This window comes from Sideroxyarcus sp. TK5 (genome assembly GCF_054601595.1).
Genome location: NZ_BAAHSJ010000001.1, coordinates 263815 through 289074 on the forward strand (window position 1 = coordinate 263815; position 25260 = coordinate 289074).

General features: G+C 61.0%; 25 protein-coding genes. 12 read left to right on the top strand and 13 right to left on the bottom strand.

The window, feature by feature from the left end:
- The first annotated feature begins 8 nt into the window (after positions 1 to 8).
- The 3 genes from purD (at position 9) to ACYPYQ_RS01275 (ending at position 3675) form a co-directional block, all read left to right on the top strand.
- Positions 9 to 1280: a phosphoribosylamine--glycine ligase gene (gene purD / locus ACYPYQ_RS01265; protein ID WP_459718237.1), complete on the top strand. Its 1272-nt coding sequence runs from the start codon at positions 9 to 11 to the stop codon at positions 1278 to 1280.
- 202 nt (positions 1281 to 1482) lie between these two features.
- Positions 1483 to 2646, top strand: a complete 1164-nt coding sequence (locus ACYPYQ_RS01270) for a Fic family protein (protein ID WP_459718240.1) — start codon at positions 1483 to 1485, stop codon at positions 2644 to 2646.
- A gap of 366 nt (positions 2647 to 3012) precedes the next feature.
- On the top strand, positions 3013 to 3675 hold the full coding sequence (locus ACYPYQ_RS01275; protein ID WP_459718243.1) for a BglII/BstYI family type II restriction endonuclease: 663 nt from the start codon (positions 3013 to 3015) through the stop codon (positions 3673 to 3675).
- On the opposite strand, the gene ACYPYQ_RS01280 is transcribed toward ACYPYQ_RS01275, so the two are convergent.
- The 4 genes from ACYPYQ_RS01280 to ACYPYQ_RS01295 form a co-directional block, all read right to left on the bottom strand.
- Positions 3637 to 4077 (bottom strand): very short patch repair endonuclease, encoded by a 441-nt coding sequence (locus tag ACYPYQ_RS01280; RefSeq protein WP_459718247.1) that lies wholly within the window; start codon positions 4075 to 4077, stop codon positions 3637 to 3639. The two genes, ACYPYQ_RS01275 and ACYPYQ_RS01280, sit on opposite strands and share 39 nt — an antisense overlap.
- Positions 4078 to 4088: 11 nt before the next feature.
- On the bottom strand, positions 4089 to 5321 hold the full coding sequence (dcm, locus tag ACYPYQ_RS01285) for a DNA (cytosine-5-)-methyltransferase (RefSeq protein ID WP_459718250.1): 1233 nt from the start codon (positions 5319 to 5321) through the stop codon (positions 4089 to 4091).
- Between the two features lie 440 nt (positions 5322 to 5761).
- On the bottom strand, positions 5762 to 6220 hold the full coding sequence (locus ACYPYQ_RS01290) for a tellurite resistance TerB family protein (RefSeq protein WP_459718253.1): 459 nt from the start codon (positions 6218 to 6220) through the stop codon (positions 5762 to 5764).
- Between the two features lie 39 nt (positions 6221 to 6259).
- Positions 6260 to 6556 (bottom strand): SlyX family protein, encoded by a 297-nt coding sequence (locus ACYPYQ_RS01295; protein ID WP_459718255.1) that lies wholly within the window; start codon positions 6554 to 6556, stop codon positions 6260 to 6262.
- 52 nt (positions 6557 to 6608) lie between these two features.
- On the opposite strand from ACYPYQ_RS01295, the gene ACYPYQ_RS01300 reads away from it, so the two are divergent.
- From ACYPYQ_RS01300 to ACYPYQ_RS01310, 3 genes are all read left to right on the top strand, one after another.
- Positions 6609 to 7169, top strand: a complete 561-nt coding sequence (locus ACYPYQ_RS01300; RefSeq protein ID WP_459718260.1) for an L-threonylcarbamoyladenylate synthase — start codon at positions 6609 to 6611, stop codon at positions 7167 to 7169.
- A gap of 142 nt (positions 7170 to 7311) precedes the next feature.
- Entirely contained in the window at positions 7312 to 8226 is a 915-nt protein-coding gene (gene hemF / locus ACYPYQ_RS01305) for an oxygen-dependent coproporphyrinogen oxidase (RefSeq protein ID WP_459718263.1), read from the top strand.
- A gap of 22 nt (positions 8227 to 8248) precedes the next feature.
- Positions 8249 to 8869 carry a class I SAM-dependent methyltransferase gene (locus tag ACYPYQ_RS01310; protein ID WP_459718266.1) on the top strand — a complete coding sequence of 207 codons (621 nt, stop codon included), beginning with the start codon at positions 8249 to 8251 and terminating at the stop codon, positions 8867 to 8869.
- A 97-nt stretch (positions 8870 to 8966) separates the two neighbouring features.
- Here ACYPYQ_RS01310 and ACYPYQ_RS01315 read toward each other — a convergent pair whose 3' ends face one another.
- From ACYPYQ_RS01315 to ACYPYQ_RS01330, 4 genes are all read right to left on the bottom strand, one after another.
- Positions 8967 to 13085 (bottom strand): DUF6701 domain-containing protein, encoded by a 4119-nt coding sequence (locus tag ACYPYQ_RS01315; RefSeq protein ID WP_459718270.1) that lies wholly within the window; start codon positions 13083 to 13085, stop codon positions 8967 to 8969.
- A gap of 76 nt (positions 13086 to 13161) precedes the next feature.
- Positions 13162 to 13794 carry a class I SAM-dependent methyltransferase gene (locus ACYPYQ_RS01320; RefSeq protein WP_459718273.1) on the bottom strand — a complete coding sequence of 211 codons (633 nt, stop codon included), beginning with the start codon at positions 13792 to 13794 and terminating at the stop codon, positions 13162 to 13164.
- A gap of 53 nt (positions 13795 to 13847) precedes the next feature.
- Complete coding sequence (locus ACYPYQ_RS01325; RefSeq protein WP_459718277.1) at positions 13848 to 14351, bottom strand: hypothetical protein; 504 nt, start codon at positions 14349 to 14351, stop codon at positions 13848 to 13850.
- A gap of 98 nt (positions 14352 to 14449) precedes the next feature.
- Entirely contained in the window at positions 14450 to 15352 is a 903-nt protein-coding gene (locus ACYPYQ_RS01330) for a hydrogen peroxide-inducible genes activator (RefSeq protein WP_459718280.1), read from the bottom strand.
- 149 nt (positions 15353 to 15501) lie between these two features.
- On the opposite strand from ACYPYQ_RS01330, the gene ACYPYQ_RS01335 reads away from it, so the two are divergent.
- Genes ACYPYQ_RS01335 through ACYPYQ_RS01350 form a run of 4 tightly spaced genes read left to right on the top strand, consistent with a single transcriptional unit; the run spans position 15502 to position 17948 of the window.
- On the top strand, positions 15502 to 15975 hold the full coding sequence (locus tag ACYPYQ_RS01335; RefSeq protein WP_459718284.1) for a rubrerythrin family protein: 474 nt from the start codon (positions 15502 to 15504) through the stop codon (positions 15973 to 15975).
- Positions 15976 to 16001: 26 nt separating this feature from the next.
- Complete coding sequence (locus ACYPYQ_RS01340) at positions 16002 to 16166, top strand: rubredoxin (protein WP_459718287.1); 165 nt, start codon at positions 16002 to 16004, stop codon at positions 16164 to 16166.
- Positions 16167 to 16226: 60 nt separating this feature from the next.
- Positions 16227 to 17399 carry an FAD-dependent oxidoreductase gene (locus tag ACYPYQ_RS01345; RefSeq protein WP_459718289.1) on the top strand — a complete coding sequence of 391 codons (1173 nt, stop codon included), beginning with the start codon at positions 16227 to 16229 and terminating at the stop codon, positions 17397 to 17399.
- 60 nt (positions 17400 to 17459) lie between these two features.
- Positions 17460 to 17948, top strand: a complete 489-nt coding sequence (locus tag ACYPYQ_RS01350) for a Dps family protein (protein WP_459718292.1) — start codon at positions 17460 to 17462, stop codon at positions 17946 to 17948.
- 290 nt (positions 17949 to 18238) lie between these two features.
- On the opposite strand, the gene ubiA is transcribed toward ACYPYQ_RS01350, so the two are convergent.
- From ubiA to ACYPYQ_RS01375, 5 genes are read right to left on the bottom strand one after another with little or no spacing between them, the layout of a single operon-like run.
- Positions 18239 to 19102 carry a 4-hydroxybenzoate octaprenyltransferase gene (gene ubiA / locus ACYPYQ_RS01355; RefSeq protein WP_459718296.1) on the bottom strand — a complete coding sequence of 288 codons (864 nt, stop codon included), beginning with the start codon at positions 19100 to 19102 and terminating at the stop codon, positions 18239 to 18241.
- Between the two features lie 22 nt (positions 19103 to 19124).
- Positions 19125 to 19670: a chorismate--pyruvate lyase family protein gene (locus tag ACYPYQ_RS01360; protein ID WP_459718299.1), complete on the bottom strand. Its 546-nt coding sequence runs from the start codon at positions 19668 to 19670 to the stop codon at positions 19125 to 19127.
- Positions 19651 to 21678, bottom strand: a complete 2028-nt coding sequence (gene recG, locus ACYPYQ_RS01365) for an ATP-dependent DNA helicase RecG (protein WP_459718302.1) — start codon at positions 21676 to 21678, stop codon at positions 19651 to 19653. Before recG ends, ACYPYQ_RS01360 begins: the two co-directional genes overlap by 20 nt.
- Complete coding sequence (locus ACYPYQ_RS01370) at positions 21675 to 22061, bottom strand: RidA family protein (protein WP_459718305.1); 387 nt, start codon at positions 22059 to 22061, stop codon at positions 21675 to 21677. Before ACYPYQ_RS01370 ends, recG begins: the two co-directional genes overlap by 4 nt.
- Before the next feature lie 30 nt (positions 22062 to 22091).
- Complete coding sequence (locus tag ACYPYQ_RS01375) at positions 22092 to 23399, bottom strand: protein kinase domain-containing protein (RefSeq protein ID WP_459718309.1); 1308 nt, start codon at positions 23397 to 23399, stop codon at positions 22092 to 22094.
- 135 nt (positions 23400 to 23534) lie between these two features.
- Between ACYPYQ_RS01375 and ACYPYQ_RS01380 the strand changes: the two genes are divergently transcribed.
- Together ACYPYQ_RS01380 and ACYPYQ_RS01385 are read left to right on the top strand one after the other, a co-directional pair.
- Positions 23535 to 24752 carry a glycosyltransferase family 9 protein gene (locus ACYPYQ_RS01380; RefSeq protein ID WP_459718314.1) on the top strand — a complete coding sequence of 406 codons (1218 nt, stop codon included), beginning with the start codon at positions 23535 to 23537 and terminating at the stop codon, positions 24750 to 24752.
- Entirely contained in the window at positions 24749 to 25252 is a 504-nt protein-coding gene (locus ACYPYQ_RS01385) for a GtrA family protein (RefSeq protein ID WP_459718317.1), read from the top strand. Before ACYPYQ_RS01380 ends, ACYPYQ_RS01385 begins: the two co-directional genes overlap by 4 nt.
- Positions 25253 to 25260: the final 8 nt, after the last annotated feature.

Here is a 25260-nt window from a genome sequence, read left to right on the forward strand (position 1 = left end):
GGGTTGTTATGAAAATATTGGTCATCGGTTCCGGCGGTCGCGAGCACGCACTCGCCTGGCGTCTGGCGCAAGGCAAGAAGGTGCAGAAGGTCTACGTCGCCCCCGGCAACGCGGGCACCGCGCTCGAAGAAGGCGTGGAGAACGTCAACATCACCGCCATCCCCGAGCTGCTTGAGTTCGCCAAGACCAACGACATCTACATGACCGTGGTCGGCCCTGAAGCGCCGCTGGCCGCAGGCGTGGTCGATGTGTTCCGCGCTGCGGGGCTGAAGATCTTCGGCCCCACCAAAGCCGCCGCGCAACTCGAATCCTCCAAGGATTTCGCCAAGCGCTTCATGACGCGCCACAACATCCCCACCGCCTTCTTCGAGACCTTCAGCGAGATCGCCCCCGCCAAAGCCTACGTCGAGAAACACGGCGCACCTATCGTCATCAAGGCCGACGGCCTCGCCGCAGGCAAGGGCGTGGTCGTCGCCATGAGCAAGCAAGAAGCATTCGACGCCATCGACATGATGCTGTCCGACAACAAGCTGGGCGATGCCGGTGCACGCGTCGTGATCGAAGAATTCCTCGCCGGAGAAGAAGCCAGCTTCATCGTCATGGTGGACGGCAAGAACGTACTCGCCATGGCCAGCAGCCAGGACCACAAGCGCCTGCTCGATGGCGACCAGGGCCCCAACACCGGCGGCATGGGCGCATATTCGCCCGCACCCGTCGTCACGCCCACCATCCACGCCAAAGCGCTGCGCGAAGTCATCATGCCCGTCGTGCGCGGCATGGAAGCCGAAGGCGTCACCTATACCGGCTTCCTCTACGCCGGCCTGATGATCTCGCCGGACGGCGGCCTCAAGGTGCTGGAATTCAACTGCCGCTTCGGCGATCCTGAAACGCAGCCCATCATGCTGCGCCTCAAGAGCGACTTCGCCGTGCTCATCGAGCACGGCATCAACGGCACGCTCGACAAGGTCGAAGCCGAATGGGACAAGCGCACCGCGCTCGGCGTCGTCATGGCCGCGGCGAACTACCCCGACACCCCGCGCAAGGGCGACGTCATCACCGGCCTGCCCAAAGGCCTGGAAGATGCCCACGTCTTCCACGCCGGCACCGCCATGCAGGACGGCAAGGTCGTCACCAGCGGCGGCCGCGTGCTCTGCGTCGTCGCGCTGGGCGACATGGTCAAGCACGCGCAGAACCGCGCCTACGAGATCGCCGACGGCATCAAGTTCGACGGCTGCCAGATGCGCCGCGATATCGGCTATCGGGCGATAGGGCGGAAGTAAGCAGACAAGAAGCCGTTCGTCCTGAGTGCCGCGCTATGCGCGGTGTATCGAAGATGGACAAAAACGGGGAAGTGTTGCCACTTCCCCGTTTTTATTACGTTGCCAGCAATAAGGCAATGTGAGCCCCATTCAAAACAATGGGCTTTATTAAAATATTCCGCTAATATTTAAACAGCGTAATTTCTTATTAAAGGTGGATCGCATGCACAGAGACATCACCGGGCAATACCTCTCAAGCCTTGCGGGTGGTGAGACTGTGCGCGCATTTGTACCAAGCGCCCTGCCGCCCAGCCCCGCACTGGAGGTCAATGAAGCACGCCAGCGTTTGTTGGAGCGGGCCACGCTTGCAATCGGTCGACTCGACAGCGTGAGCACATTGCTACTCGACCCGCAGCTTTTCCTGTACGCCTATGTGCGCCGCGAGGCTGTACTCTCCTCGCAGATCGAGGGCACGCAATCATCGCTGTCTGACTTGCTGCTGTTCGAGCTGGACGAAGCGCCCGGCGTACCGTTCGATGACGTGGTCGAAGTCTCCAACTACATCGCCGCGTTGGAGCACGGCATGGCGCGTCTTCGTGAACCTTTCCCGCTATGCAACCGTCTGTTACGCGAAATGCACACCCACCTGATGGCGCGCGGGCGCGGCAGTGACAAAGCACCGGGCGAATTCCGCCGCAGCCAGAACTGGATCGGCGGAACCCGTCCCGGCAATGCCCACTTCGTGCCGCCACCGCCGCAGGAAGTCGAAACCTGCATGTCCGCGCTCGAACGATTCATCAACCTGCCGAATGAATCCGTCCCGGTGTTGATCAAGGCCGCACTGGCGCATGTGCAATTCGAAACCATCCATCCTTTCCTGGACGGCAATGGCAGGTTGGGCCGTCTGCTCATCGCACTGCTGCTGCATCAGGGTGGCCTGCTGGCACAACCGCTGCTTTACCTTAGCCTGTATTTCAAACATCACCGCCCCGTGTACTACGAATTGCTCGACAAAGTGCGCACCGATGGCGACTGGGAAGCATGGGTGGACTTCTTTCTGGAAGGCGTCGAACAAACCGCACAAGGCGCAGTGCAAACCGCACAACGCCTGGTGGCGCAGTTCGGGCAAGACAGCCAGCGCATCCAGCAAAGCGGACGCGGTGCAGCCAACGCACTGCGCATGCTGCACGCCTTGCGCAGCCACCCGGTATCCACCATCAAGTTGCTCAGCACAGAGGCGGGCATCAGCTTCCCCACGGCCAGCAAAGTTATGCAAGCTCTGATCGAACTCGGCATCGCGCGCGAACTTACCGGCCAGCGCCGCAACCGGGTATTCGTGTACGACGCCTATCTCGCCATCCTCAACGAAGGGGGCGAAGCGCTATGAGCGATCTCTCTGCCCCAGAATGAAGATCGCAACGGCTTGGAAGAGTCGAGCTGGCTGAGCTTTCAGCAGTCAAGGAATCCTTGACAACTGCTTCCAGCAGCATTGAGTTCGATTGCAGCCAGATGCGCAGGAATATTGGTTATCGGGTGAAAATGCGGAAGTAGTTCGAAGCCGAATCTCGCGAAACGGGGAAGCAGGAATGCTTCCCCGTATTGTTTTGCGATCCTGTTAGCATTGCTCCCGCATGAGAAGCTTTTGAAATACATCAGGAGGTTGTGACTAACCCAAAGTGGCTTGAGCATTGTTGGCATGGTGCATTACCAGTCAGTTGGGTTGTGTTAATTATTGGCTTCATGACAGGCGGATATGAAATATCAAACGTACTCACATCGACATGCTTTGGATTTACTGGCAAATAATCCGGCTTACCAAGCGGAATGGCTATCGCTCAAATCGGTTTTGGATGGCCTGTCGGATGAGAAGATAATCGACTATTTCCAGCGCTTCTCAGAAGGGAAGAGCAAGAGTATTTCGGCTGCAATAAATAAGGCGCTAAAAGACGATCTCATGTTGGAGGGGTGGCGTGAAGAAAGTCCGATATTCCAAGATACCAACTACCAGGGCAATTCATGGAGGCTAGACTTTGCAAAAGGAATGGTCGCTGTCGAGGTTGCGTTCAATCATGGTGAGGCTGTCGCGTGGAACCTGATCAAACCCAATCTCTCTGGAGAGCTGAATCATGTCCAGAAAGCCATCCAAACTGAGATAGGGATTGTGATTACTGCGACGGAGAGCTTGAGGGAGGCGGGTGGGTTCGATAGTGCCGTCGGAACCTATGAGAAATTCCTCACTTACTTGAAGCCGATGCGGCAGATGTTGACTGTTCCGATGTTGATAATCGGCTTGGAAGCACCTGAATCTTTCTATTTGAGGCACCGCGTTGAAGGTAGGAAGAAGGTTGGTGTCGTAGAGCAAAAAGTGGCGACCTATTCAGTCGGTATGCTGTCGGATAAAGGTGGCAATCTTTGAAACAATTGTGGGTAAGTCTTTTTTGATTTCACATTCCCAGAGTGTGAGTGTCTGCCAGTTTGAAGCATGCAAAGCATCGAGTTTCTTTTTGTCCCTTTCAACATTGAGCTTGAACTTCTTTTTCCAGAACTTTGTATTCGTCTTTGGCAGAGGGTAGGCGCATATCGGGCACCTATGCCAGAAGCAGCCATTGATGAATATCGCTATCCGCCTACCCGGGAAGCAGATATCCGGTCTGCCAGGAGCCCTTTTCCAGTTGAGTCGGTAACCTCGTATCCCTGCGCTCCACAGAGCCTTCCGAACTGCCAGTTCGGGTGAGGTCCCGGAAGCTTTGTTTGCGCGCATCACTTTAGCAGTGGTCGCAGACCTTGAGGGTGGGGATGGCGGGAGTTGGCGAGCCATTCGCTTGTGAGTTATTTGGCGAAGTCCTTCAGGCGCTTGCCCATGCGTTCAATCAGACCGACAACCAAGGCGTTTCCCATACAGAAGTATCGCTTACCTTTGGGCATCCCTGTGTTGGTCCAGTCATCAGGGAATCCATTCAGTCGCTCTGCTTCTATTGGTGTCAACGTCCGGTATCTGCCATTGGTCGGATCCTGGATTAGATGGGTCGATCGATTCGGATTCTGGTTCCCCTCGCCAGTAAGTAGTGTCCTTGAAGGGGTGTCGAGCTTTTCAGGGAAGGGTATCGCACCCTCGGTGAAGAAGTACTTATATCCTGTTGCCTTGTTTGTTCGCTCCTCTCTCTTGGAGCCTTTGACGTATTTCCAGCCTTTGGTTTTATTGATGTCGCTCTCTGGGATATAAAAGCTCTCGTCGACTGAACTTTGGAGTATCGATCCTAATGTCGAGATGGGCTGATGTTGTGGCGTTACCTTTAAAGTATAGATGCGACCTTCGGACATAACGCCTGCATTGTGCAGTTTGAAAGCAAAGCTGTCGGAGATCTCTTGAACGGTTTTGTCGAAGAGGTCTGGTTCATCATGGTCGACAGGCTCAACTTTGACCTGGAAATCGCTGGCGAAGAATCCTTTCTGCTGTAGCCATTCATGTGTCAGTCCGACCTTCTTTAGTTTCTTGGCTACTTTTGTGTCATTTCTAAAGGCGAAGATGAAGATGCGCCTACGTTTTTGAGGCAACCCGTAATCAGCAGCATTGATGACGCGCCATTCGACCGAATAGCCTAAATCCCTTAAGCAACCAAGCAGGATTCCCATATCCCGCCCACGTTGCTTTGCAGGGGATACGAGTAGTCTATCTACGTTCTCTAAAAGCAAGAATGGTGGCTGTTTGATGCGAACGATCTTCTCGATCTCCCACCAGAGCACTCCCTTTTTGCCGAGCATGCCTTTTGCCTTCGTTGTGGCTACTGAATAGTCCTGGCAAGGGAAACCTCCTACTAGAAGAGTGTGGTCTGGGATGACGCTCGGATCTTTCTCGAGCAATGAGGTGACGATGTTGATGTCTTGATTGAAATGCGGATTGCCGCGCTCATCGGGAAAATGGCTGAGATAGCATTCAGCCGCGTGCTGCACTTTAGTTGCAGGCTCCCATTGATTTGCAAAGACCGTCTTCCAACCACTCCTTTCCAATCCAAGACGGAAACCGCCGACCCCGGCGAATAGTTCACTGGCTGTAAGTTTCATATGGCTGTCATGCTTTAGGTAAGGTATGTTTGAACTCACTATAATTGTAAAGAGCTCGTAAGAAAAGATCCAGCGATAAATATATTTCCTTGTTTAGGAGCATAGAGGAATTGGGGCGACTGATCAACATCTAGTTGATTTGCATGTGGTTGAGACAAGCTGATTGAATCAGTTCGAAGTTTCTACATGCGCCACTCCAAAAAGCAAACGCCGCATCTATGCGGCGTTATCTTTATGTCGGCCTATGGGATGCCGAAGCGGTCAGCCGGTCAGGCTGGTTGTGTTGCTGTCTAATTGTGGTGAAGTCTCAGGGGGTCGATAGCTGCCTCCCTTCTGCTGTTGATCGATGATGCTGCGTCTTCGATTTCTTTATACACCCCTGTGAGGCTCATTTTCAACCGAGTGTTTCGCTCATGTTTTGCTGGGTGGTCTGGCTTGATTCAGCTTTGCATGGCCTGCTTCGCCCGCATCTTTGCGGCGATGTAGTCGGCCTGTGAGATGTGCAGCAGGTCGGTCATTCTGCGCATCAGGTGGTTCTCGTGGGCGCTGATGTGGTGGTCGGCGTAGGCGACTTGCCACATGTATTCGACGATGCGGCCCTTTTCTTCGCGTGACAGTTCGCGGTTGATGAGCGAGGTGAACTGATGGAGATCGGTGGCGTGCTGCGCGGTCTGCTGGCCGAGCGCGGAAAGTTGTTGCACTTCGCTGTCGCTGAGCTGGAAGCGTTGCTTGAGGATGCGCATGACGGTGGCCAGCTCGGCCTCGCTGCTTTCGGCGTCCGCGCGCATGACTTCTGTCATCAGCACGGCAGTGGCGAGTTGCAGGGTGTGTTCGGGGCGCGGTGTGTCGTTGGCCGGGGTGATCAGGGTCGAGAAGAATTCATTAAGTTTGTTGAGCATGGTGTTCGGGTCGTTGCGTTGAAACGGGTGGGGCGTCTGTTAATAGTGCGGCGGCCTTTCGTTTGCCGGCATGCCCGGATTCGCAGCTTCAGAAAGTCCGCGGATCCGCCCGGCGAGTTCCCGGCAGAAGTCCTCAAGCCGCTCAATCTTTTGTTGCTGCTGGTAGACGGTCTTGTTCAGCTCGTCGATCAGGTCTTCCTGCAGGGTGAGCTTTTCTTCGATGTGGATGAGGCGTTCGTCAGTCATGCGTGTGCTCGGAAAGTTCGGCGGCAGGCCGGGGCGCGCATTGTAGCGCGGTACGCCTGTCTGCAATTTCGGTATGATTGCGCGCGTCATGCGGTCGCCTTGATTGAAGGGCGGTCGCGCGGATCCTCTACACGCTAAAACCATGTCATCAGCACGGCACATCTCCGCTCGTTCGCTCGCCGCCCACCTCAAGCGCGGCGGCGTGATCGCTTATCCCACCGAGTCCTGCTACGGCCTCGGCTGCGATCCGCACAATCGGCGCGCGGTGCGGCGCATCCTGAAGCTGAAGCGGCGGCCGCAGAAGAAGGGCTTGATCCTCATTGCGTCGGACTATCACCAGGTCGCGCCATTCATTCAGCCGCTCACTGCCGCCGAGCAACAGCGTTTGCAGCAGGATGGCGCGCAGGCGGTGACGTATCTGATGCCGGCGAAACCTTCCTGTCCGCGCTGGTTGCGCGGGGTGCATGATTCGCTGGCGGTGCGGCTGACGGCGCATGCGTTCGCGCGGCAACTGTGCCGCAGTGCCGGCAGTGCGCTGGTGTCCACCAGTGCCAACCGCAGCGGCATGCGCGCGGCGAAGACTTATGCGGAATGCCGGCGCATATTCGGAGATCGCGTGTGGGTATTGCGCGGTCGCGTGGGCAAACGCAAACGTCCTTCGACGATCAAGGCGTGGGGCGGTGATAGAATCGTTCGCCAATAATCATCAACCCGTCATCCCGGCGCAGGCCGGGATCCAGCGCCTTTATCAAACATGCCGTTGGTGTTGTCTCCGCGATGCGGAGATATTTGATTGACTGGATTCCGGCCTGCGCCGGAATGACGAAAGTACCGGAGGAGAAACAATGGATAGCAACGCCGTAAAGACCTACCTGCTGGAACTGCAGGAACTCATCGTCGACCGTCTGGAACAGGTGGATGGCAAGAAGTTCCTCCGCGACAAGTGGACGCGCGCCACCGGTTCCGGCGGCATCGGCAAGGGCGAGGGCATCAGCTGCATCATCGAGGAAGGCAATGTGCTGGAGCGCGGTGGCGTGGCGTTCTCGCATGTGCAGGGCGACAAGATGCCTGCTTCTGCCACGGCGCACCGTCCCGAGCTGGCCGGTTGCTCGTGGGAGGCGATGGGCGTGTCGCTGGTGATGCATCCGCGCAACCCGTATGCACCGACCTCGCATGCCAACGTGCGCATGTTCATGGCGCACAAGCCGGACGGCGACAAGGTGTTCTGGTTCGGCGGCGGCATGGACCTCACGCCTTACTACGGCTTCGAGGAAGATGCGCAGCACTTCCACCAGATCTGCAAGAACTCGCTGGCGCCGTTCGATCCGTCGCTGCACCCGAGATTCAAGAAGTGGTGCGACGAGTATTTCTTCCTCAAGCACCGCAACGAGCCGCGCGGTGTGGGCGGCATCTTCTTTGATGACCTGAACACGCCGGACTTCGACACCTGCTTCGCCATCCAGCAGAGTGTGGGCGACCACTACCTGTCGGCCTATGTGCCGCTGCTGGAGAAGCGCAAGGACATGCCTTACGGCGAGCGCGAGCGCGACTTCCAGTTGTATCGTCGCGGCCGCTATGTGGAGTTCAACCTGGTGATCGACCGCGGCACCATCTTCGGCCTGCAGTCGAACGGCCGCACCGAATCCATCCTGCTGTCCATGCCGCCGCTGGTGAAGTGGCGCTACGACTGGCACCCGGAAGCGGGTACGCCGGAAGCGGAGTTGTACGACAAGTATCTGGTGCCCAAAGACTGGGTATAAGCTTTCTGAAAAGGAGGTCAGCATGCAGCCGAAACAGCACTGGGAAACAGTCTATACGACGAAATCGACCGATGCGGTGAGCTGGTTCCAGCCGCATGCCAGTCTCTCGCTCGATCTGATCCGCGCCACGGGTCTGGGCAAGGATGCGGGCATCATCGATGTCGGCGGCGGTGCCTCCACGCTGGTGGATGACCTGCTGGCGAGCGGTTACAGCGATCTCACCGTGCTCGATCTTTCGGCACATGCGATGGAGGCGGCACGCAAGCGTCTGGGCAAGGATGAGTGCCGGGTGCGCTGGATCGAGGCCGACATCACCGAGGTCGATCTGCCGCCAAAGCGTTACGACATCTGGCACGACCGCGCCGTGTTCCACTTCCTCACCACGCCCGAGCAGCGCGAGGCCTATGTGCAGACCGTGTTCCGTTCGGTGAAGCCGGGCGGGCATGTGATCGTGGCGACCTTCGCCGAGGATGGTCCGCTGGAATGCAGCGGCCTGCCGGTGATGCGCTACCGGCCGGAAGAGTTGCACGACCAGTTCGGCGAGGCGTTCACCCTGCTGAAGCACCAGAAGGAAGCCCACCACACGCCGGCCGGAAAGGTGCAGCAGTTCGTCTACTGTTACTGCCGCAGGGCGGTGTCTTGAAGGGATGTCGCAATCGCTGCGCCGGACCGTGACAACGAAGAACCCGCCGCTGGCGGGTTCTTCGTTTCAGCAAAGGTCACCTTGAAAGGTTCGCCGCTCAATAAGCCTCGCGCTGGTAGATGAACGCGTCGTTCCCTTTGTAGATGCCGAACGTGGCGCGTCCCGGGATGCTCGGGTCGGTCGCTGCGCCGTTGCTGCCGCCCAGCAGATAGGCCGGCGCACTCAGACTGAGGTCGACACTGCCCGGTACGCCTGGTGCCGCCACCGTGAAGGTGCGCACACCGGCGGTGACGGCGGCTGTGCCCGGTGACACGATGCTCACTGTGCCGCCCATCCCCACCAGATTGGAGACGACCACGTTACCGCCCGCCGTGCTGAGCGCGCTATCGAACGCGGATACATCGTCCGTATTGCTGGTCAGCCAATTGCTGCCACCGTAGAACTGTGCCGTCACCCTCATCGCGAGCGGCAGCAGATCCGAACCATAGCTGTTGCCGATCTTGAGACGCCCGCTGAATACCCGCACGCCGCCTTCGATGGAGGTGGCCGCCAGACTGCGCCGAGAGGTGGCATCGGCATCCGCTGCACGCAGGAAGATGTCGGTGGGTGCGGTGGGCGAGGTGGCGAAGGTATAGGTCGGTGTCGCCGGTGTGCCGAGGACGGTACTGCCCTGATTGAAAGCGGAGGCGGCGATGCTTGTATTCGACAGTACACCGGGATCGGCGGAAGGCGGGTTCTGGGTGGTGGTGCTGCCGACCGCATCCCAGGCCGTCAATGTCACGGCCTTGGCGAAGTTGGGCGAGGTGCTCGCCGTGCCGTCGTAGTTCAGTGTGATGGCATCGCTGGCGTTCGCCGCACTGACGTTCACCGTGAACGGCTGCCCGGAGTAAACCCAGCCTGCCACGGGGCAGGTCTGTCCGGTGGGGCAGACGGTCATCGGTGCGGTCACATAGGTGTTGAAGTGGTGCGGCACGAAAGGTCCGACGTTGCCCGCGCCATTGCAGACCGTGCCGCCTGTGCCGGTGTTGCCGTTGGCGCTGAGACCGGAAAGCAGGTAGCTGCCGCTGCTCAGCGTGGTGGTCAGATCGCCGTTGCCCACTTCACTCCAGTTGAGCGTGCTGGCGGTCACGGCACCGTTGGCGAAAGCGGGCAGTGTGCCTGTATTGAATGTGCCGTTGGAGGATGACACGCCGCTGGGCTGACATTTGCTGAAGGTGATCGACACGCTCTCCGGCACATTCGCCGGGACGGCCAGATGCAGATTCTCCTTGCCAAAGTTCGGCGTCGCGGTCGGAGTGGCCAGGCCGTTGTAGGCAGTCACCGTGGCGGCGAAATCATTGCCGGCCTTGATCGGCCCGCCCGTCACACCCGAGATGCCGAAGTGATGCGGTGCGACCACGAACTGTCCGCTCGCGCCGACCTGCGCGGTGGCGGCGCTGTTGCGCATCCACAGCTCCACCTTGCCCACGTCCGCATAGTTGAAGGCGTACGGCCCGGCGGAAGGGCTTCCGCCGGGAAAGCTGACGGCCAGCGAGGCGGACCAGGCGGAGGGAGTGGCCCCGTTCGCTTGGCACAGAGGAAGGGTCACGCCGCTGAACGCCGCCTGTACGCCGGCATTCGCCACCGGGTTGTGGCAGGACAAGGCGAACGCCATATCGCGTGTTCGTACCTGGGTCGGGTGCAGACGAGTGGGGACGCCTGCCGCGTTCAATGTCGTGATGTAGACGTTCGCAACATCAATGCCGGCCACTTGCGGCGACCAGCCGAGCACGGCGCAAGTCTGCCCCGGCGCGCCGAAGGCGATGTTATGCACGCAGGCGCTGTCAGTGAACGTATAGTTCGGAACGGTGTAGGTGATGGTGTTGGAAAGCTCGGCAATAGGGGTGTTCGCCAGCAGGTCGATTCCACCGGGATCGTCCACGAAGATCGTCACGGTGTCAGCCGTCTGGTAGGTGAAGTAAAGCGTCGCCGCGCTTTCACCGGCAGCAAAGATATAGGTCGCCTGCCCGCTGTTGGCTGCACCCGGTATCAGTGTGCCCGCGCCTGTACCGATGCCCCAGTTCCCCAGTCCGGTGTTAGTGGAAAGATTGATCGTATAGCCGCTCAGGGCGGCATGTGCGGTCGTATGCGGGGAGATCGTCACAGGTGTTGCGGCCAAGGCCACTGCCGTGACCGGGGCATCGATACTGACATGATCCAGCAACGAGGGGCAGGCGCGTGCCGAGCCGTACCAGTTCTTTCCTGAATCTTCGTTGGCATAGCCGTCGGCAATCTCGGCTGGAGTCAGTGCAACGTTGAATATCTTTACTTCGTCGATCATCCCATCGAAGCGACGCGTTCCGCCGCCGTAGCCTTGGTCGTCACCGATCTGCAGCGGCAAGGTGTTGGTCGGCAATGTCCCGCTCAGAGCCGCCGAGCTGTTCGCGACGCCATTGATATAGAGGGTCTGCAAGCCGTTCGTGTATACCAGCGCGACATGCGTCCAGGCGTTGATCGGCACTGATGCTGCAGAAGTCAAACTGCTGGTGCCCCACTGCCAGTAGACCTTGCCGGAAGCGTCGATGTGCGCTTTGTAGTTCGTTCCCTTGGAGATGAAGCTCATTAGCGCATCCTTGCCGGGTGTGCCGCCCCAGCGCGCGGGCTTCAGCCAGGCAGTGACTGTCAGCGTGTTCGTCAGATCGAGTCGGTCGCTATCGGCGATCTGAACATAGTTCGCTGCCAGGTTGGCCCCGTTGCAGAGTTTGGCCGTTGCCGTTGTTGCGCCCAGTTGGGCGGTGCCATGCAGGGCATTCGTGCTGCTATCCACCACCTCGTTCGATGTGCCGTTCCAACTGCTTTCGTCCATGTGGTAATCCGCAGCTAAAGAGGGGGGGAGCGTATAGTCGACAGTGATGGGCATGGCATCGACCGCCACGGTCTGAAAGGAATCATAGGGTCCGCGCTGGGCGGCGAAGGCCGCGCCGAAGGTGGCGGCGTTGATGTCGGACGGCGTCCAGGTGTTGCCCCACAGGTTGGCCGCATCACCGAAGGTCAGCTGCGTCGGTGCAGGCAGCAATGAGCCGCCGCCGTTCGGGATGTTGTTCCCCGTCGCGAGGTTGGTCGGCTGGATGACATCGGTCTTCACCAGTTGCATGGCGTTGACGGTGAACGTGCGTGAGGCATTCAGCCACGGACCGACGGAGATGCCGGTGATGGTGGCATCAGCGGGAATGGCGAAGTTGTAGCCTGTGCATTTCAGGTAATTGGTGATCTGGCTGTTGGTAGCCGTTGCGGTCGCGTAGACATTGTTTTGTGACCCGACATTGGTCAGTCCTCCCCATGCTCGTGTGCCGATACCGGTGTCGTTCACGCACAGGGTGGGGTTGGAGGTGGCAGAGCCACCGCCACCGCCGCCCGGGGTGTATGTGATCTTCACCAGGCCCGGCGCGCCCGCGCCGCCTGTCGTGTCCCTTTCCGCCGCGCCACCGCCACCCCCGCCGTTACCCGACGCTGGGGCAAAACCGTTCTGACTATCGGCGCAACCGCCGTTGCCACCCACGCCACCGCCGGTCGGAGGGGCGGCAGCGGTACAGGTGTACCAGGCGCTGGCACCGCTGGTGCCGTTCGCAGCCGTGCCTGCCGATGAGCCGCCGGGGCCGCCACGACCGGTACTGCTGTCGCGGCCGGCACCTCCGTTGCCGCCGGAGAACTTTATGCCCCCCACGCCCGCCGTCGCAGATCCACCAGTGCCCGCGAGACCGCCTTCATCGCTAACGGGTGCCGAACCGCCCGTGCCGCCTTTGGCGAGGATGGTCGAAGTATTGATGAACCAGGAGTCGCCGCCGGTGCCACCCGTTCCATTCGTTGCGCCCGCAGTGCCGGCAGCGCCGACCGTCACGGTGTAAGTCGTGCCGGGTACGACCGTGATCGACGTGGTTCTGGAATAGGCACCGCCGCCGCCGCCGCCGCCACCGTCCGAGCTATCGCCCTCGCCGCCCCCGCCCCCGCCCCCGCCGCCCCAGGCTTCCACGTCCACGCTGGTGACGCCGGCCGGTGCGGTCCATGTGCCGGTTGCAGTGTAGGTGTCGGTCACCGCCTGACTGTGCGCGGCAATGGCCAGCAGCATCGCACCGAACAGCAGGCGGAATGCGGCCTGTCTGGAAAGCTGGGCAAAAGGATGATGGATCGCCTTCAGTGCTTGGGTCTGTGCGGTTTGTGGTGCTTGGTGCTTGGACATTTTTACTCCCGCTTCATATGCAGTGTGTTCGTATCAATCGCCGACCGGGCTGGCGTGCCGGGCTTTGTGACCCAGTCTATTCGATTTTGTTCAATACGATCCGGCGGAACCAGCCCCCGCCCAGCGCCGGCTCGTCGCTGTCAATGGTGAGCTGCGGCGCAGCGCGCAAGACGTCCTCGAACACCACATCCATGCGCGTCGCCAGGCGGCGTGAAATGCCGTTCAGCAACCTGCGCAGGGGCGCGCGCTGGCCCGGCTGCAGGAACTTGTCGAACAGCAGTATCTTGCCGCCCGGCTTCAATACCCGCGCCGCTTCGCGCAAGGCACGTTGCGGTTCCGGCACCACCGCCACGATCAGGTGCAGCACCACGACATCGAAGCGTGCATCGTCGAACGGCAATGCCATGCTGTCGCCGAGCACGAAATCCACATCCAGATGGTCGCCGCGCGGCCGGGCGCGCGCCAGCATGCCGGGGTTGAAATCCAGCGCCGTGTAGCGGTGCATGGCCGGCAGATGCGGCAGGTCGAGTCCCGTTCCCGCGCCGCTGATCAGTACTTGCTGCGCCGATCCGGCGGGGAGTGCGGCCAGCGAACGCTTGCGCGCGGCGCGCATCGGCGCTTCGATGACGAGATCGTACAGCGGGGCGATCAGCGTGTAGCTGGTTCGCAGGATCGGGTTCTGGCGGTAGGGCTGCAGCGGGGTGGTCATTCTGGTTCCCCCGTAAGGTTCGCGCGCACCGCTTCAGGGTGCGCGCGAGGGTGTCAGGCGGTGGCTGAGGTGGTGTTGCTGCGCAGGTTGTTCAGCTCCTGGTTCCTAAGGTATTGCGCCTGGGCCAGCGCGGCCTGGGCACTCTGGCTGCCTTCGCTGGCCTTCGGAACGGAATCGCCCTGCCCGAACTGCGCGACAGTGTCGATCGCGGAATTACCGGTCGAGGCTTGGCTGGAATCGAAGGAACCCTGCGCCTGCGTGATCGCGTCCTGCGCGTTCAGGATGGCATCGCGCGCAGCCTGCTCGGTGTCGGTGCTGGTGCTCTGCGGCACGGATTGCTGGAAGCGGCTGAGCAGGCCGGACGCGTTGTAGGTGAGCGCAGAAGTGGAGGAAGTCTGGTCGTTGCTGGTCAGCGTGGCGACCACGTTGTTCTGCGCGTTGGCAGACTGGTCCTGCGTGTTCTGCGGCGGCTGCGACGGGGTGGACGACGTGCCCGTCGGTTGTTGCTGCGCGTAGTTGTTCAGGCTGGAAACGGAGAGGCCGGGTATGGTTGGCATGATGGGCTCCTGGTAAGCGGTGCGTTGACACTTGGCTGCATTCTACGCCGGGCGGCGGCCAGCGCCAACCGCCTGTTTTCCCATGGTAGGGGTGGGGCTTAAGCCAGATGGCGGATGCCGGTCACCTTGGCACGCCCGACCGCTTCGGCCAGCACTTCCACCGCCTGCGTGCGGGCGAAACTCTTGCGCCAGGCCAGCGCGATGCGGCGCGACGGCGCGGGTTGTGTGAAGGGCACCACGCTGAGCAGCTTGCTGCGGTAGCGTGCGCTGTTGGCCGAGGCGGGCAGCACGGTGATGCCCAAGCCGGAAGCGACCATGTTGCGTATGGTTTCCAGCGAGGTGCCGTGCTGTGTGTCGGCATTCTTTCGGCTGCCGGGGCAAGCCTCATCCACTTGGTTACTGTAGCAGTGGCCGGAATCAAGCAGCAGCACTTTCTCCTGTGCCAGCTCGGTCGGCTTGATGCTGCGCCGTCCTGCCCAGCGGTGGTCGCTGTTCACCACGACCTCGAACGATTCGTCATAGAGCGGGCGAGTGAGGATGCCGGCATCGCCGAACGGCAGCGCGATGAGGATGACGTCCAGCTTGCCGTTGCGCAGCAAGGCATCGAGATTGGCGGTGATGTTCTCTTCCACCTCCAGCGCCATCTGCGGTGCGAGTTTCCTCAACTCAGGGATCAGGTCTGGCAGCAGGTAGGGGCTGACGCTGTGGATGATGCCCAGCCGCAGCGGTGTGCTGAGCTGGTTCTTGCCTTGCGCGGCGATCTCGCGGATGCGTTCCGCTTCTTCCAGCACGCGCTGGGCCTGCTCCACGATGGATGCGCCCACGGGGGTGACGGTGACCTCGTTCTTGCCGCGCTCGAAGATCTTCAGCCCCAGTTCGTCTTCCAGTTTCTGTATCGCCAGCGACAGCGCGGGCTGGCTGATGAAGGCCTTCTCCGCGGCACGGCGAAAGTTGCGTTCCTGGGCGACTGCGACGATGAAGCGCAGTTCGTTGAGGGTCATGCTGCTCTCCTGTTGCGCCGAAATGACGGGCGTGTGATTTGCATAGTAAATCAACTGACTTTGAACAATCAATTGGCTTGATGGCTCGAATGCGCCTACATTGCACCCGTGGCCAGGAAGCCACCCGACAACCCAACTAGGAGAACATCATGCAAAGACCGGACATCAAGACCCATGCCAACCTCGAGGCCGCACTGGCGGGCGAATCGATGGCGCACACCAAGTACCGCTATTTCGCCGCCATCGCGCGCGCCGAGGGCAACGAGGAAGTGGCGCGCGTGTTCGAAGAGACCGCCGCCCAGGAGGTGCAGCATGCACTGGGGCACCTCGACCTGCTGTACCCGAAGTCGACGATGACTACGGAAAAGTGCCTGCAGATGGCTATCGAAGGCGAGACCTACGAATACACCGAGATGTATCCGGGCTTCCTCAAGACCGCGCAGCAGGAAGGGCACGATGCGGCCGCGAGCGAGATCAAGGAACAGATCGCTGAATCGAAGGAGCACGCCGAGATGTTCAAGGCCACGCTGGAAAAGGCGGCCAAGCGCTTCGCCGCTCTGGCCAGGGTGGAAGAACGTCACGCCAACCAGTACCGCGCCGCATTGGCGAAGGTCACGGCTTAATCAGAAACGAAGACAAGGAGAACATCATGAAAGTATGGCAATGCGTAGTGTGCGGTTTCATTTACGACGAGACCAAGGGGCTGCCGGAAGAAGGCATCAAGCCCGGTACCAAATGGGCGGACATCCCCGAGAACTGGGCGTGTCCGGATTGTGGAGTAGCCAAAGCAGACTTCGAGATGATCGAGGTTTAGCAAAGACGCAGTTTCAATCCCCTCTCCTTCAGGGAGAGGGCCAAGGTTAGGGAGAAGAGCATGAAACAGATCGTCGTACTTGGCAGCGGTCTGGCGGGTTACTCCGTCATCCGCGAACTGCGCAAACTGGATCGAGACATCCCGGTCACGCTGGTCACGCGCGACAGCGGCGATTACTACTCCAAGCCCATGCTCTCCAATGCCTTTGCACAAGGCAAGGACGCTGCCGGGCTGGTGCTGACGCCCGCATCTGAAATGGCTGCGCAACTCGGCATCACGCTGCTGGCGAAGACCGAAGTGCAGGCCATCGACCGCGCGAACAAAAAGCTGGTTAGCACTGCGGGAGAACTTGCGTACGACAGGCTGGTGATCGCGCAGGGGGCCGACCCTATCCGCATCCCGGTGCAGGGCGATGCGGCCGATGCGGTGATGTCGGTCAACGACATCGCGGACTACGCGCAGTTGCGCAAGTCTGTGCAGGGGGTGGCACACATCACCATCATGGGCGGCGGACTCATCGGCTGTGAATTCGCCAACGACTGGGCCACTGCCGGTTACAAGGTCAGTGTCATCGACCCTGGTCCGTATCCGCTCGCCAGCCTGATGCCGGAACAGGCGGGCAGGCAGTTGCTCGCGCCGCTGGCGGAGATCGGTGTGGACTGGCATTTCGGCACTTCGGTCAGTCGCGTGGATCGTCACGAGAATGGCTATACCCTGACGCTGGCGGATGGCACGCAACTTCAAACCGGTCTGGTGTTGTCCGCTGTTGGGTTGCGTCCGCGCATCGCCCTGGCGCAGGCGGCAGGTCTGGCAGTGAATCGCGGCATCAAGGTGGATGCCAGCCTGCGCAGCAGCGATGCGGCCATCTTCGCACTGGGTGACTGCGCCGAGATCGAAGGCAAGGTGCAACCTTTCGTGCTGCCAATCATGCATGCGGCACGCGCACTGGCGAAGACGCTGGCAGGCGAAGAGACTCCGGTGGTGTTCCCCGCCATGCCGGTGGTGGTCAAGACACCCGCGCATCCGGTGGCGGTGTTGCCGGTGGCGCGCGACGCGGTCGGCAACTGGCAACTGCGCGCCAACAGCGACGGCGTGAAGATGGCTTTCCTCGATGCGGACGCGCGCATGAGCGGCTTCGTGCTCACCGGCCGCTACGCCGCCGAACGCAACGAGATGAGCAAGCTGCTCGGGCAGCCGTTGCCGGCGGGTACATCGCATGAGGCAAAGGTGTAACATCATCGGTGCAGGGACATGACGCACCATCCATCAACCAACGTGTGAAGGAGAACCATCATGAGCAAGAGCAAACCCGTCGCCATCAACATCGGCATCAACGACAAGGACCGCAAGAGGATCGCCGACGGCCTCAGCCGTATGCTGGCCGACACCTATACGCTGTATCTCAAGACCCACAACTTCCACTGGAACGTGACCGGTCCCATGTTCCAGACGCTGCATCTGATGTTCATGACGCAATACACCGAGACCTGGAATGCCGTCGACCTGGTGGCCGAACGTATCCGCACGCTGGGCTATCCCGCACCGGGCAGCTACAAGCAGTTCGCCGCACTCACCAGCATCAAGGAGAGCGACGGCGTTCCCAGCGCGAAAGAGATGATCCGCCAGTTGGTGGAAGGTCAGGAGACCGTCGCGCGCACCGCACGAGAAGTGTTGCCCATCGCCGAGAAGGCGGGCGACCAGCCCACGGTAGATCTTCTGTCAGCACGCATGGAAGTGCATGAAAAAAACGCGTGGATGTTACGCAGCCTGCTGGAGGATTAGCCGTAAGAAAGAGTGTCGCTGCACTCATGCATTTTTTCGGTGGAGACTCATGCGACAGTCTCATCGTCGCGTGATGTCGGAACCAAAAGAACGCCTGGATGCTCCGTAGCTTGCTCGAGGAGTAAGTGAACGATCGCCCACGGAAATTCTGGCGTTCTTCCGGTGAAGGCTAATATGGCGCTTGCGCCATGTTACGCCGTAGCCCAAATATTGCGTGGATGTTGCGTAGCTTGTAAGAAAGGTGGGCGCAATTGGCAACAGCCATTGCACCGGATGAATGGTCCTGCCTGTCACCGCAGCAGATAATCCCCCGCCACGCCCACGAACACCGCGGCCCCGAACCAGTTGTTGTGCAGGAAGGCCTTGAAGCAATCCTCGCGCTGGCGATCCCTGATCAGCGTGTAGTGGTGCACCGCGATGCCTGCAGCGACCAGCAGCCCGATGAAATAGAGCCAGCCCAGACCGGCCATCACACCCGCCAGCGCCAGCAGGATCAGTGTGATGACGTAGCACGTCATCACCGCCGCCACATCGAAACTTCCGAACAACAATGCCGAGGAATGGATGCCGAGATGGATGTCGTCATCACGATCGACCATCGCGTACTCGGTATCGTAGGCGATGGCCCAGAACACGTTGGCGAGCAGCAGCACCCAAGCCGCCGGCGGCACATGGCCGATCTGTGCGGCGAAGGCCATGGGGATGCCGAAGCCGAAGGCGATGCCGAGGTAGGCTTGCGGGATGGCGAAGAAGCGTTTTGTGAACGGGTAGCTGGCGGCGAGGAAGACAGCGGGGAAGGCCAGAAGCCAGGTGAGCGGGTTGAGTGGCAGGATGAGCGCGAAGGCGAGCAGCGCCAGTATCACCGCCAGCCACACCGTCTCGCGTTCGCTCACCTTGCCGCTGGTGAGCGGGCGATGCTGGGTGCGTTCCACATGCAGGTCGATGTGACGGTCGGCATAGTCGTTGATGGCACATCCGGCGGAACGCATCAGCACCGTGCCCAGCGTAAAGATGAAGATGATGAGCAATGAGGGACTGCCCGCACCGGCGATCCACACCGCCCACAAGGTCGGCCACAACAACAGCAGGATGCCGATGGGGCGGTTCAGGCGGGTGAGCTGGATGTAGAGCGAGAGGCGTTGTTTGAGGTCCATGCCGGGATTTTACCCGAGCGACTCAGCGCTTGAGCTTCAATATCTCGGGCAGAAAGACTTCGGTCACCAGCAGCGGGGCGCCGTGCAGGGTGAACAGCGAGCGGCGCGCCCAGAGTCTTTCCGGGCGGGCGGCGATGGCACAGACGGCACTTTGATACAGCGGGTGGTGTGGGCGCAGGGCGGCGAAGTGCAGCGGGTGGCGCACGACCAGCGGATGGGTGAATAACAGGCTGCCGAGCGAGCGGTTGCCCAATCCCTTCATGGCCTGCCAGGCGCCGCGCAGGTCGTCGGCATGGCAGGCGCTGTGCGCGAACACCACTGGCTGACCGTCGGCATGCAGGAACACCTCGCGCGAATACGCGAGTCGATGCGGTGCGATACCCAGCACGGCTGCTTCGTCGCAGGCGATGCGCGCGAGGCCGCTGCGCACCGGGCGCACCGCGAACTGAGCGCAACGCTGCTGGATGCGCGCAGTGAGCGAGCCGTGGTCGTTCAGCCACGGGCGCATGGCTGCGCTGCAACCCAGCGCGGAGCCGTTCCAGTAGGGATCAGACTTGCAGGAAGTCATGCTTGTTCGCCATCCATCTTTGTAAATGCGTGCGCACCGCGTCCGGGTGGTCGCGCAGCAGTTCTTCAGCGATCTCTCGCGCCATATCCAGCAGCTCTTCGTCTTCACTGATGTCGGCGAAGCGCAGCATCGCCACGCCGCTCTGGCGCGCGCCCAGCAGTTCGCCGGGGCCGCGCAATTGTAAGTCCTGCTGCGCGATGATGAAGCCGTCCGTGTTCTCGTAGATGACGCGCAGGCGTTCGCGCGCGAGCTCCGACAGCGGCTGCTGGAACAGCAGCACGCACATGCTCTCCGCCGCGCCGCGTCCCACGCGGCCGCGCAACTGGTGCAGTTGCGCCAGCCCCATGCGCTCGGCGTGGTCGATCACCATCAGGCTGGCATTGGGCACGTCCACGCCGACCTCGATCACCGTGGTGGCGACCAGCAGTTGCAGTTCGCCTGATTTGAAGGCGGCCATGGTGGCGGCTTTCTCCTCGCTGTTCAACTTGCCGTGGGCGAGTCCGATGCGCAGCTCGGGGAATGTCTCGGTCAGTGTGGCGTGCGTTTCCAAAGCGGTCTGTAATTGCAGCGCTTCCGATTCGTCGATGAGCGGACACACCCAGTACGCCTGTCGTCCCGCAAGGCAGGCGGTACGCACGCGCTCGAACACTTCCTCGCGTCGCGCGTCGCTCACCAGTTTGGTGACGATGGGTGTGCGCCCCGGTGGCAGTTCGTCGATCACCGACACGTCGAGGTCGGCGTAATAGCTCATGGCCAGTGTGCGCGGGATGGGCGTCGCGCTCATCATCAACTGGTGCGGTTCCTTGCCCTTGTTGCGCAACGCCAGCCGTTGCTGCACGCCGAACTTGTGCTGCTCGTCGATGATGGCGAGTCCGAGTTTGTGGAACTCGACATCCTTCTGGAACAGCGCGTGCGTGCCGATGGCGAGCAGGGTATCGCCCGATGAGATGCGCGCGGCGGCCTCGGTCTTGGCCTTCTTCTTCAGGCTGCCGGACAGCCACACCGGTGCAATGCCTAGCGGCGTCAGCCATTCGTGCAGCTTCAGATAATGCTGCTCGGCCAATATCTCGGTCGGCGCCATGAACGCGACCTGATAGCCGTTCTCTATCGCCTGCAGGGCGGCCAGTGCGGCGACGATGGTCTTGCCACTGCCCACGTCACCCAGCAACAGGCGCTGCATCGGGTGTGATTGCGACAGGTCGTGCGCGATCTCGCGCCACACTTTCTGTTGCGCGCCGGTGAGCCGGAACGGCAGCTTGTCGAGCAGGGCATGCGTGAGCTTGTCGTGTGCGGGCAGGGCGGGGGCGGCGCGTTTGCAGCGTTCGCGGTGATGTACGCGCATCGACAGTTGCTGCGCCAGCAACTCGTCGAACTTGATGCGTCGCCATGCGCGGTGGCTGCGCTTCTCCAGCGTGGCGGCGGAGATGTCTGGCGTGGGGTTATGCAGCAGGCGCAGGATGTCGGCGAAGTCGGCGAGTGCCAGGCGCTCGATCAATGCAGCGGGCAGCGTGTCGCTGAGCGGGATGCTTTCCAGTGCGTTGGCGATCAGCTTGCGCAATACGGTCTGCGACAGCCCCGCGGTGGTCGGGTACACCGGCGACAGGCTCTGCGGCAGCGGCGTGTCTTCGTCCACGGCCTTGCATTTCGGGTGCACCATCTCCAGCCCGAAGAATCCGCCGCGCACCTCGCCGATGGCGCGGATGGTCTTGCCGACCGCGAGTTGTTTCTGCTGGCTGGGGTAGAAATTCAGGAAGCGCAGCGTGAGTTCGTCGCTGCCCTGCCGGATACGGCACACCAGCGTGCGGCGCGGGCGGAACATCACTTCGCAATGGGTGACCTCGCCCTGCACCTGCACCGTCTCCCCCGGTAGCGCTTCGCCGATGGGCGTGATATGCGTCTCGTCCTCGTAGCGCAGCGGCAGATGCAGCAGCAGGTCGGTACGGTGATGGATGCCGAGCTTGGCCAGTTTGGCCAGCGTGGCCGGCGCGATTTTCAGCGGCTGGCTCAATCCTGCAGTACGAGCACCCCGTCCGCTTCCACCAGCGCGCCTCGCGGCAGGGTGGCGACGCCGACGGCAGCGCGTGCCGGGTAGGGCTGGCGGAAGTAGCTCGCCATGATCTCGTTGACCTTGGCGAAGTGGATCAGGTCAGTGAGGAAGATATTGAGCTTGACCACGTCGTCCAGGCTGCCGCCGGCGGCATTGGCGACCGCACGCAGGTTCTGGAACACACGGTGGATCTGCTCTTCGATGCCGTCCACCATCTGCATGCTTATCGGGTCTAACCCGATCTGGCCCGACAGATAAACGGTGTCGTTGACGCGCACCGCTTGCGAGTAGGTGCCGATGGCGGCAGGTGCGTCGGGCGTTTGTATGATGGTCTTTTGTGCCATGACATGTTCCTCCTTAAAAAGGACGCGATTCTAACTGACCAGACGCGAGATGCGTTCATCCGCCAAGCGCAGGCGTTCGGCCAGCACGTAAAGGAAGGCCTGATTGAAATGCCCCTGGCAACTGTCGGAAAGTTGCGCGATCTGTTGCGGGTCGAGCTTCATCACCGAGATCTCGGTGTTGGCGGTGACCGTAGCCGAGCGCGGCAGCTGTTTGCCGCGGATGTAGGCCATCTCGCCGCAGCAGTCGCCACCGCGCAGGGCGATCAGCAGGCGCGAGCCGCGCGTGACGCTGACACTGCCGTCGATGATGAAATAGATGGCGTCGCTCATCTCGTTCTCGCGCATCAGCACTGTCTTCTCCGGCTGCTTGTGCCACTCGGCGATGCGCAGCACCTCCCACAGTTCCAGATCGCTGAAGTCACTGAAGAACTTCATCTTGCGCAGGATCTTGAACTTTTCGTTCTCGGCCACCTCGAGGTCGCTTTTCTCGAAATGGCCGAGTGCAGCCAACTCGTCGCCGAACTCGCGCCAGCTGGCATAGCGGTCCTCAGGCTTCTTCTGCAGCGCGCGCATCACGATGCGTTCCAGCTGCGGCGGCAGGTCCTTGCGCAGGGAGGTCGGCATTGGCGGCATCTCGTTCATGATCTGCTGGTACAGGTGCGCCAGATTCTTCGGGCTGTAGGGAGAATGACCGGTGAGCAGTCGGTACATCACCACGCCCAGCGAATAGATATCGGTCAGGTGCGACAGCGATTCGCCGCGCACCTGTTCCGGCGACATGTAGTTGGGCGAGCCGACGTTGCTCTGTGTCTGTTCGATGTCCATGCGCACTGCCGCGCCGAGGTCGGAGATCTTGACGTGCCCGTCCGCGGTCAGCAGCAGGTTGGCCGGCTTGATGTCGCGGTGGATGACGCCGTTGTATTGCGCATAGTTGAGCGCGCGGCAGCATTCGTACATGCGCTCCACGACCGCATCCAGCGGCAGCAGGTTGTCGGAGCGGATATGCTGTTCCAGCGTGCCGCCGGGTACGAACTCCATCGCGATATAACTGATGTCGTCGGCGATCACCGCCTCATAGATATCGACGATGTGCGGGTGGTTCAGCGTGCCGGCCAGTGCGGCCTCGTTCTGCAGATGCTTGCGGTTCTGGCGTCCGTTGCGCGTGTCTTCGAGGAAGGATTGTTTGATGACCTTGATCGCGACTTCGCGCTTGTTGAACGGGTCGAACCCGAGGAACACATCGCTGGTCGCGCCGTGGCCGATCATGCGCAGGATGCGGTAGTTGCCAAGGAAGGCGGGCGGCTGGGTGGTCTGCGGGGATGTGGTGGCTGCGTCCATGCGCGGCAATTTACACCAAGAGGGGAAGCGCGAACAGCCTGCCAGCTTGTCCAGGTTGGCGCTTTAGCCGATAATTCCACGGCACCGAATGCCGGTCATGCCGCATTCGGTTTTTTCCAAGCATGGGACCATCCATTGAACATCGATTTCCAGAGAGCCGTCGACCGGCTGGCCGGAGTACCCATTTGCGCAGCCCTGTCGCTCTATGAGCGGCTGAAGTCGGCGTTCGTCGCACCTGCCACGGTATCCCAGCCCAAGCGCATCCTCATCGTGCTGCTGTCCGAGATGGGCAGCCTGGTGCTGGCGCAGCCCATGTTCGCCGAACTCAAGCGCCGCTATCCGGATGCCGAGTTGTATATGCTGATGTTCCGCAAGAACCGTGAGGTGCTCGACCTGCAGGGCGTGATGCCGAAGGAGAACGTCATCACCCTCAACGACAAGGCGCTGGGCGAATTCGCCGGCGACAGCCTGCAAGCCATCCGCAGGATGCGTGCGCTGGATCTCGACGTGGTGATCGACTGCGAGCTGTTCACGCGCATCAGCAGCATCTTCTCCTACCTGTCCGGCGCCAGGGTGCGCGTGGGGTTCGAACCGCACACCCAGGAAGGCCTGTACCGCGGTTCCTTCATGAACCGCAAGGTGATGTACAACCCCTATCAGCATCTGTCGCAGCAGTTCCTGACCATGGTCGAGGCCATAGAGTCGAAGGGCCGTCCTATCGCCAAGCGCGTGCCGGAAGCGGTCGGCGCACCGCCGCTGCTGAAGTTCGAGGACGGCGAAGTGGCGCGCGAGATCGCGCAACTGGAGCGGGATTTCCCCGTGCTGGGCGGCCGGAAGCTGGTGCTGGTCTATCCCGACGGCGGCATCCTGCCCATCCGTGCCTGGCCGCCTGAGTATTACGAGCAACTTTGCGATGCTTTGCTGGGCGATGGTTATGTGGTCGGCCTGATCGGTCTGCCCGATGCCAAGCCGCTGGCCAAGCGCATCGTCGCGCATTGCAAACACGAGCATTGCATAGACCTCACCGGCTACACGCGCAACGTGCGCCATCTGCTGGCAGTGTTCCAGCGCGCAGTGCTGCTGGTGACCAACGACGGCGGTCCCGGCCAGTTCGCCGCGCTCACTTCGCTGCCGACGCTGGTGTTCTTCGGCCCCGAGACGCCCGCGCTGTACAGCCCGCTGGCGCCCAACATCCATTGCTTGTTCACCGGCCTGTCTTGCTCGCCCTGCCTGACGGCGTATAACCACCGCAACTCCCCGTGTGACGGGGACAACCAGTGTCTGAAACGCATCACCCCTGCTCAAGTATTGGCGCGCGCTCGCGAACTGCTGCAGGAGCAACCGGTCGCATGACGCCGTTCAAGCTCCGCATGCGCACCGCTTCGCTGCTGCGGCGCATCTTCTCCCTGCGCTTCCTCAAGTTCGGCACCGTCGGCGTGTCCGGTATCGTGGTCAACCAGGGGGCGCTGTATGTCATGCAAGAGCATGTCTTCCATGTGCAGAGCGTGGCGGGGCAGGTCGACTGGGTGCTGCTCAATGTCTCGCTATCCGTGGCGATCTTCCTGGCGACACTGAACAATTTCTTCTGGAACAGGCTGTGGACCTGGCGTGATCGCGTGCAACATCAGCACCGCCCGTGGATCGTGCAGTTCGGCCAATACACGCTGGCCTGCGGCGTGAGCATCGCCCTGCAGTTCATGTTCACCAACCTGCTGGCACCGCACGTCTATTACCTGATCGCCAACTTCATCGCCATCGGTGTCACCAGCGTGATCAACTTCCTGCTCAACGACATCTGGACATTCGGCCGCTTAAAGCTCAAGGCTGCGGCTGCACGACAACGCCACGACTGACATGTTGC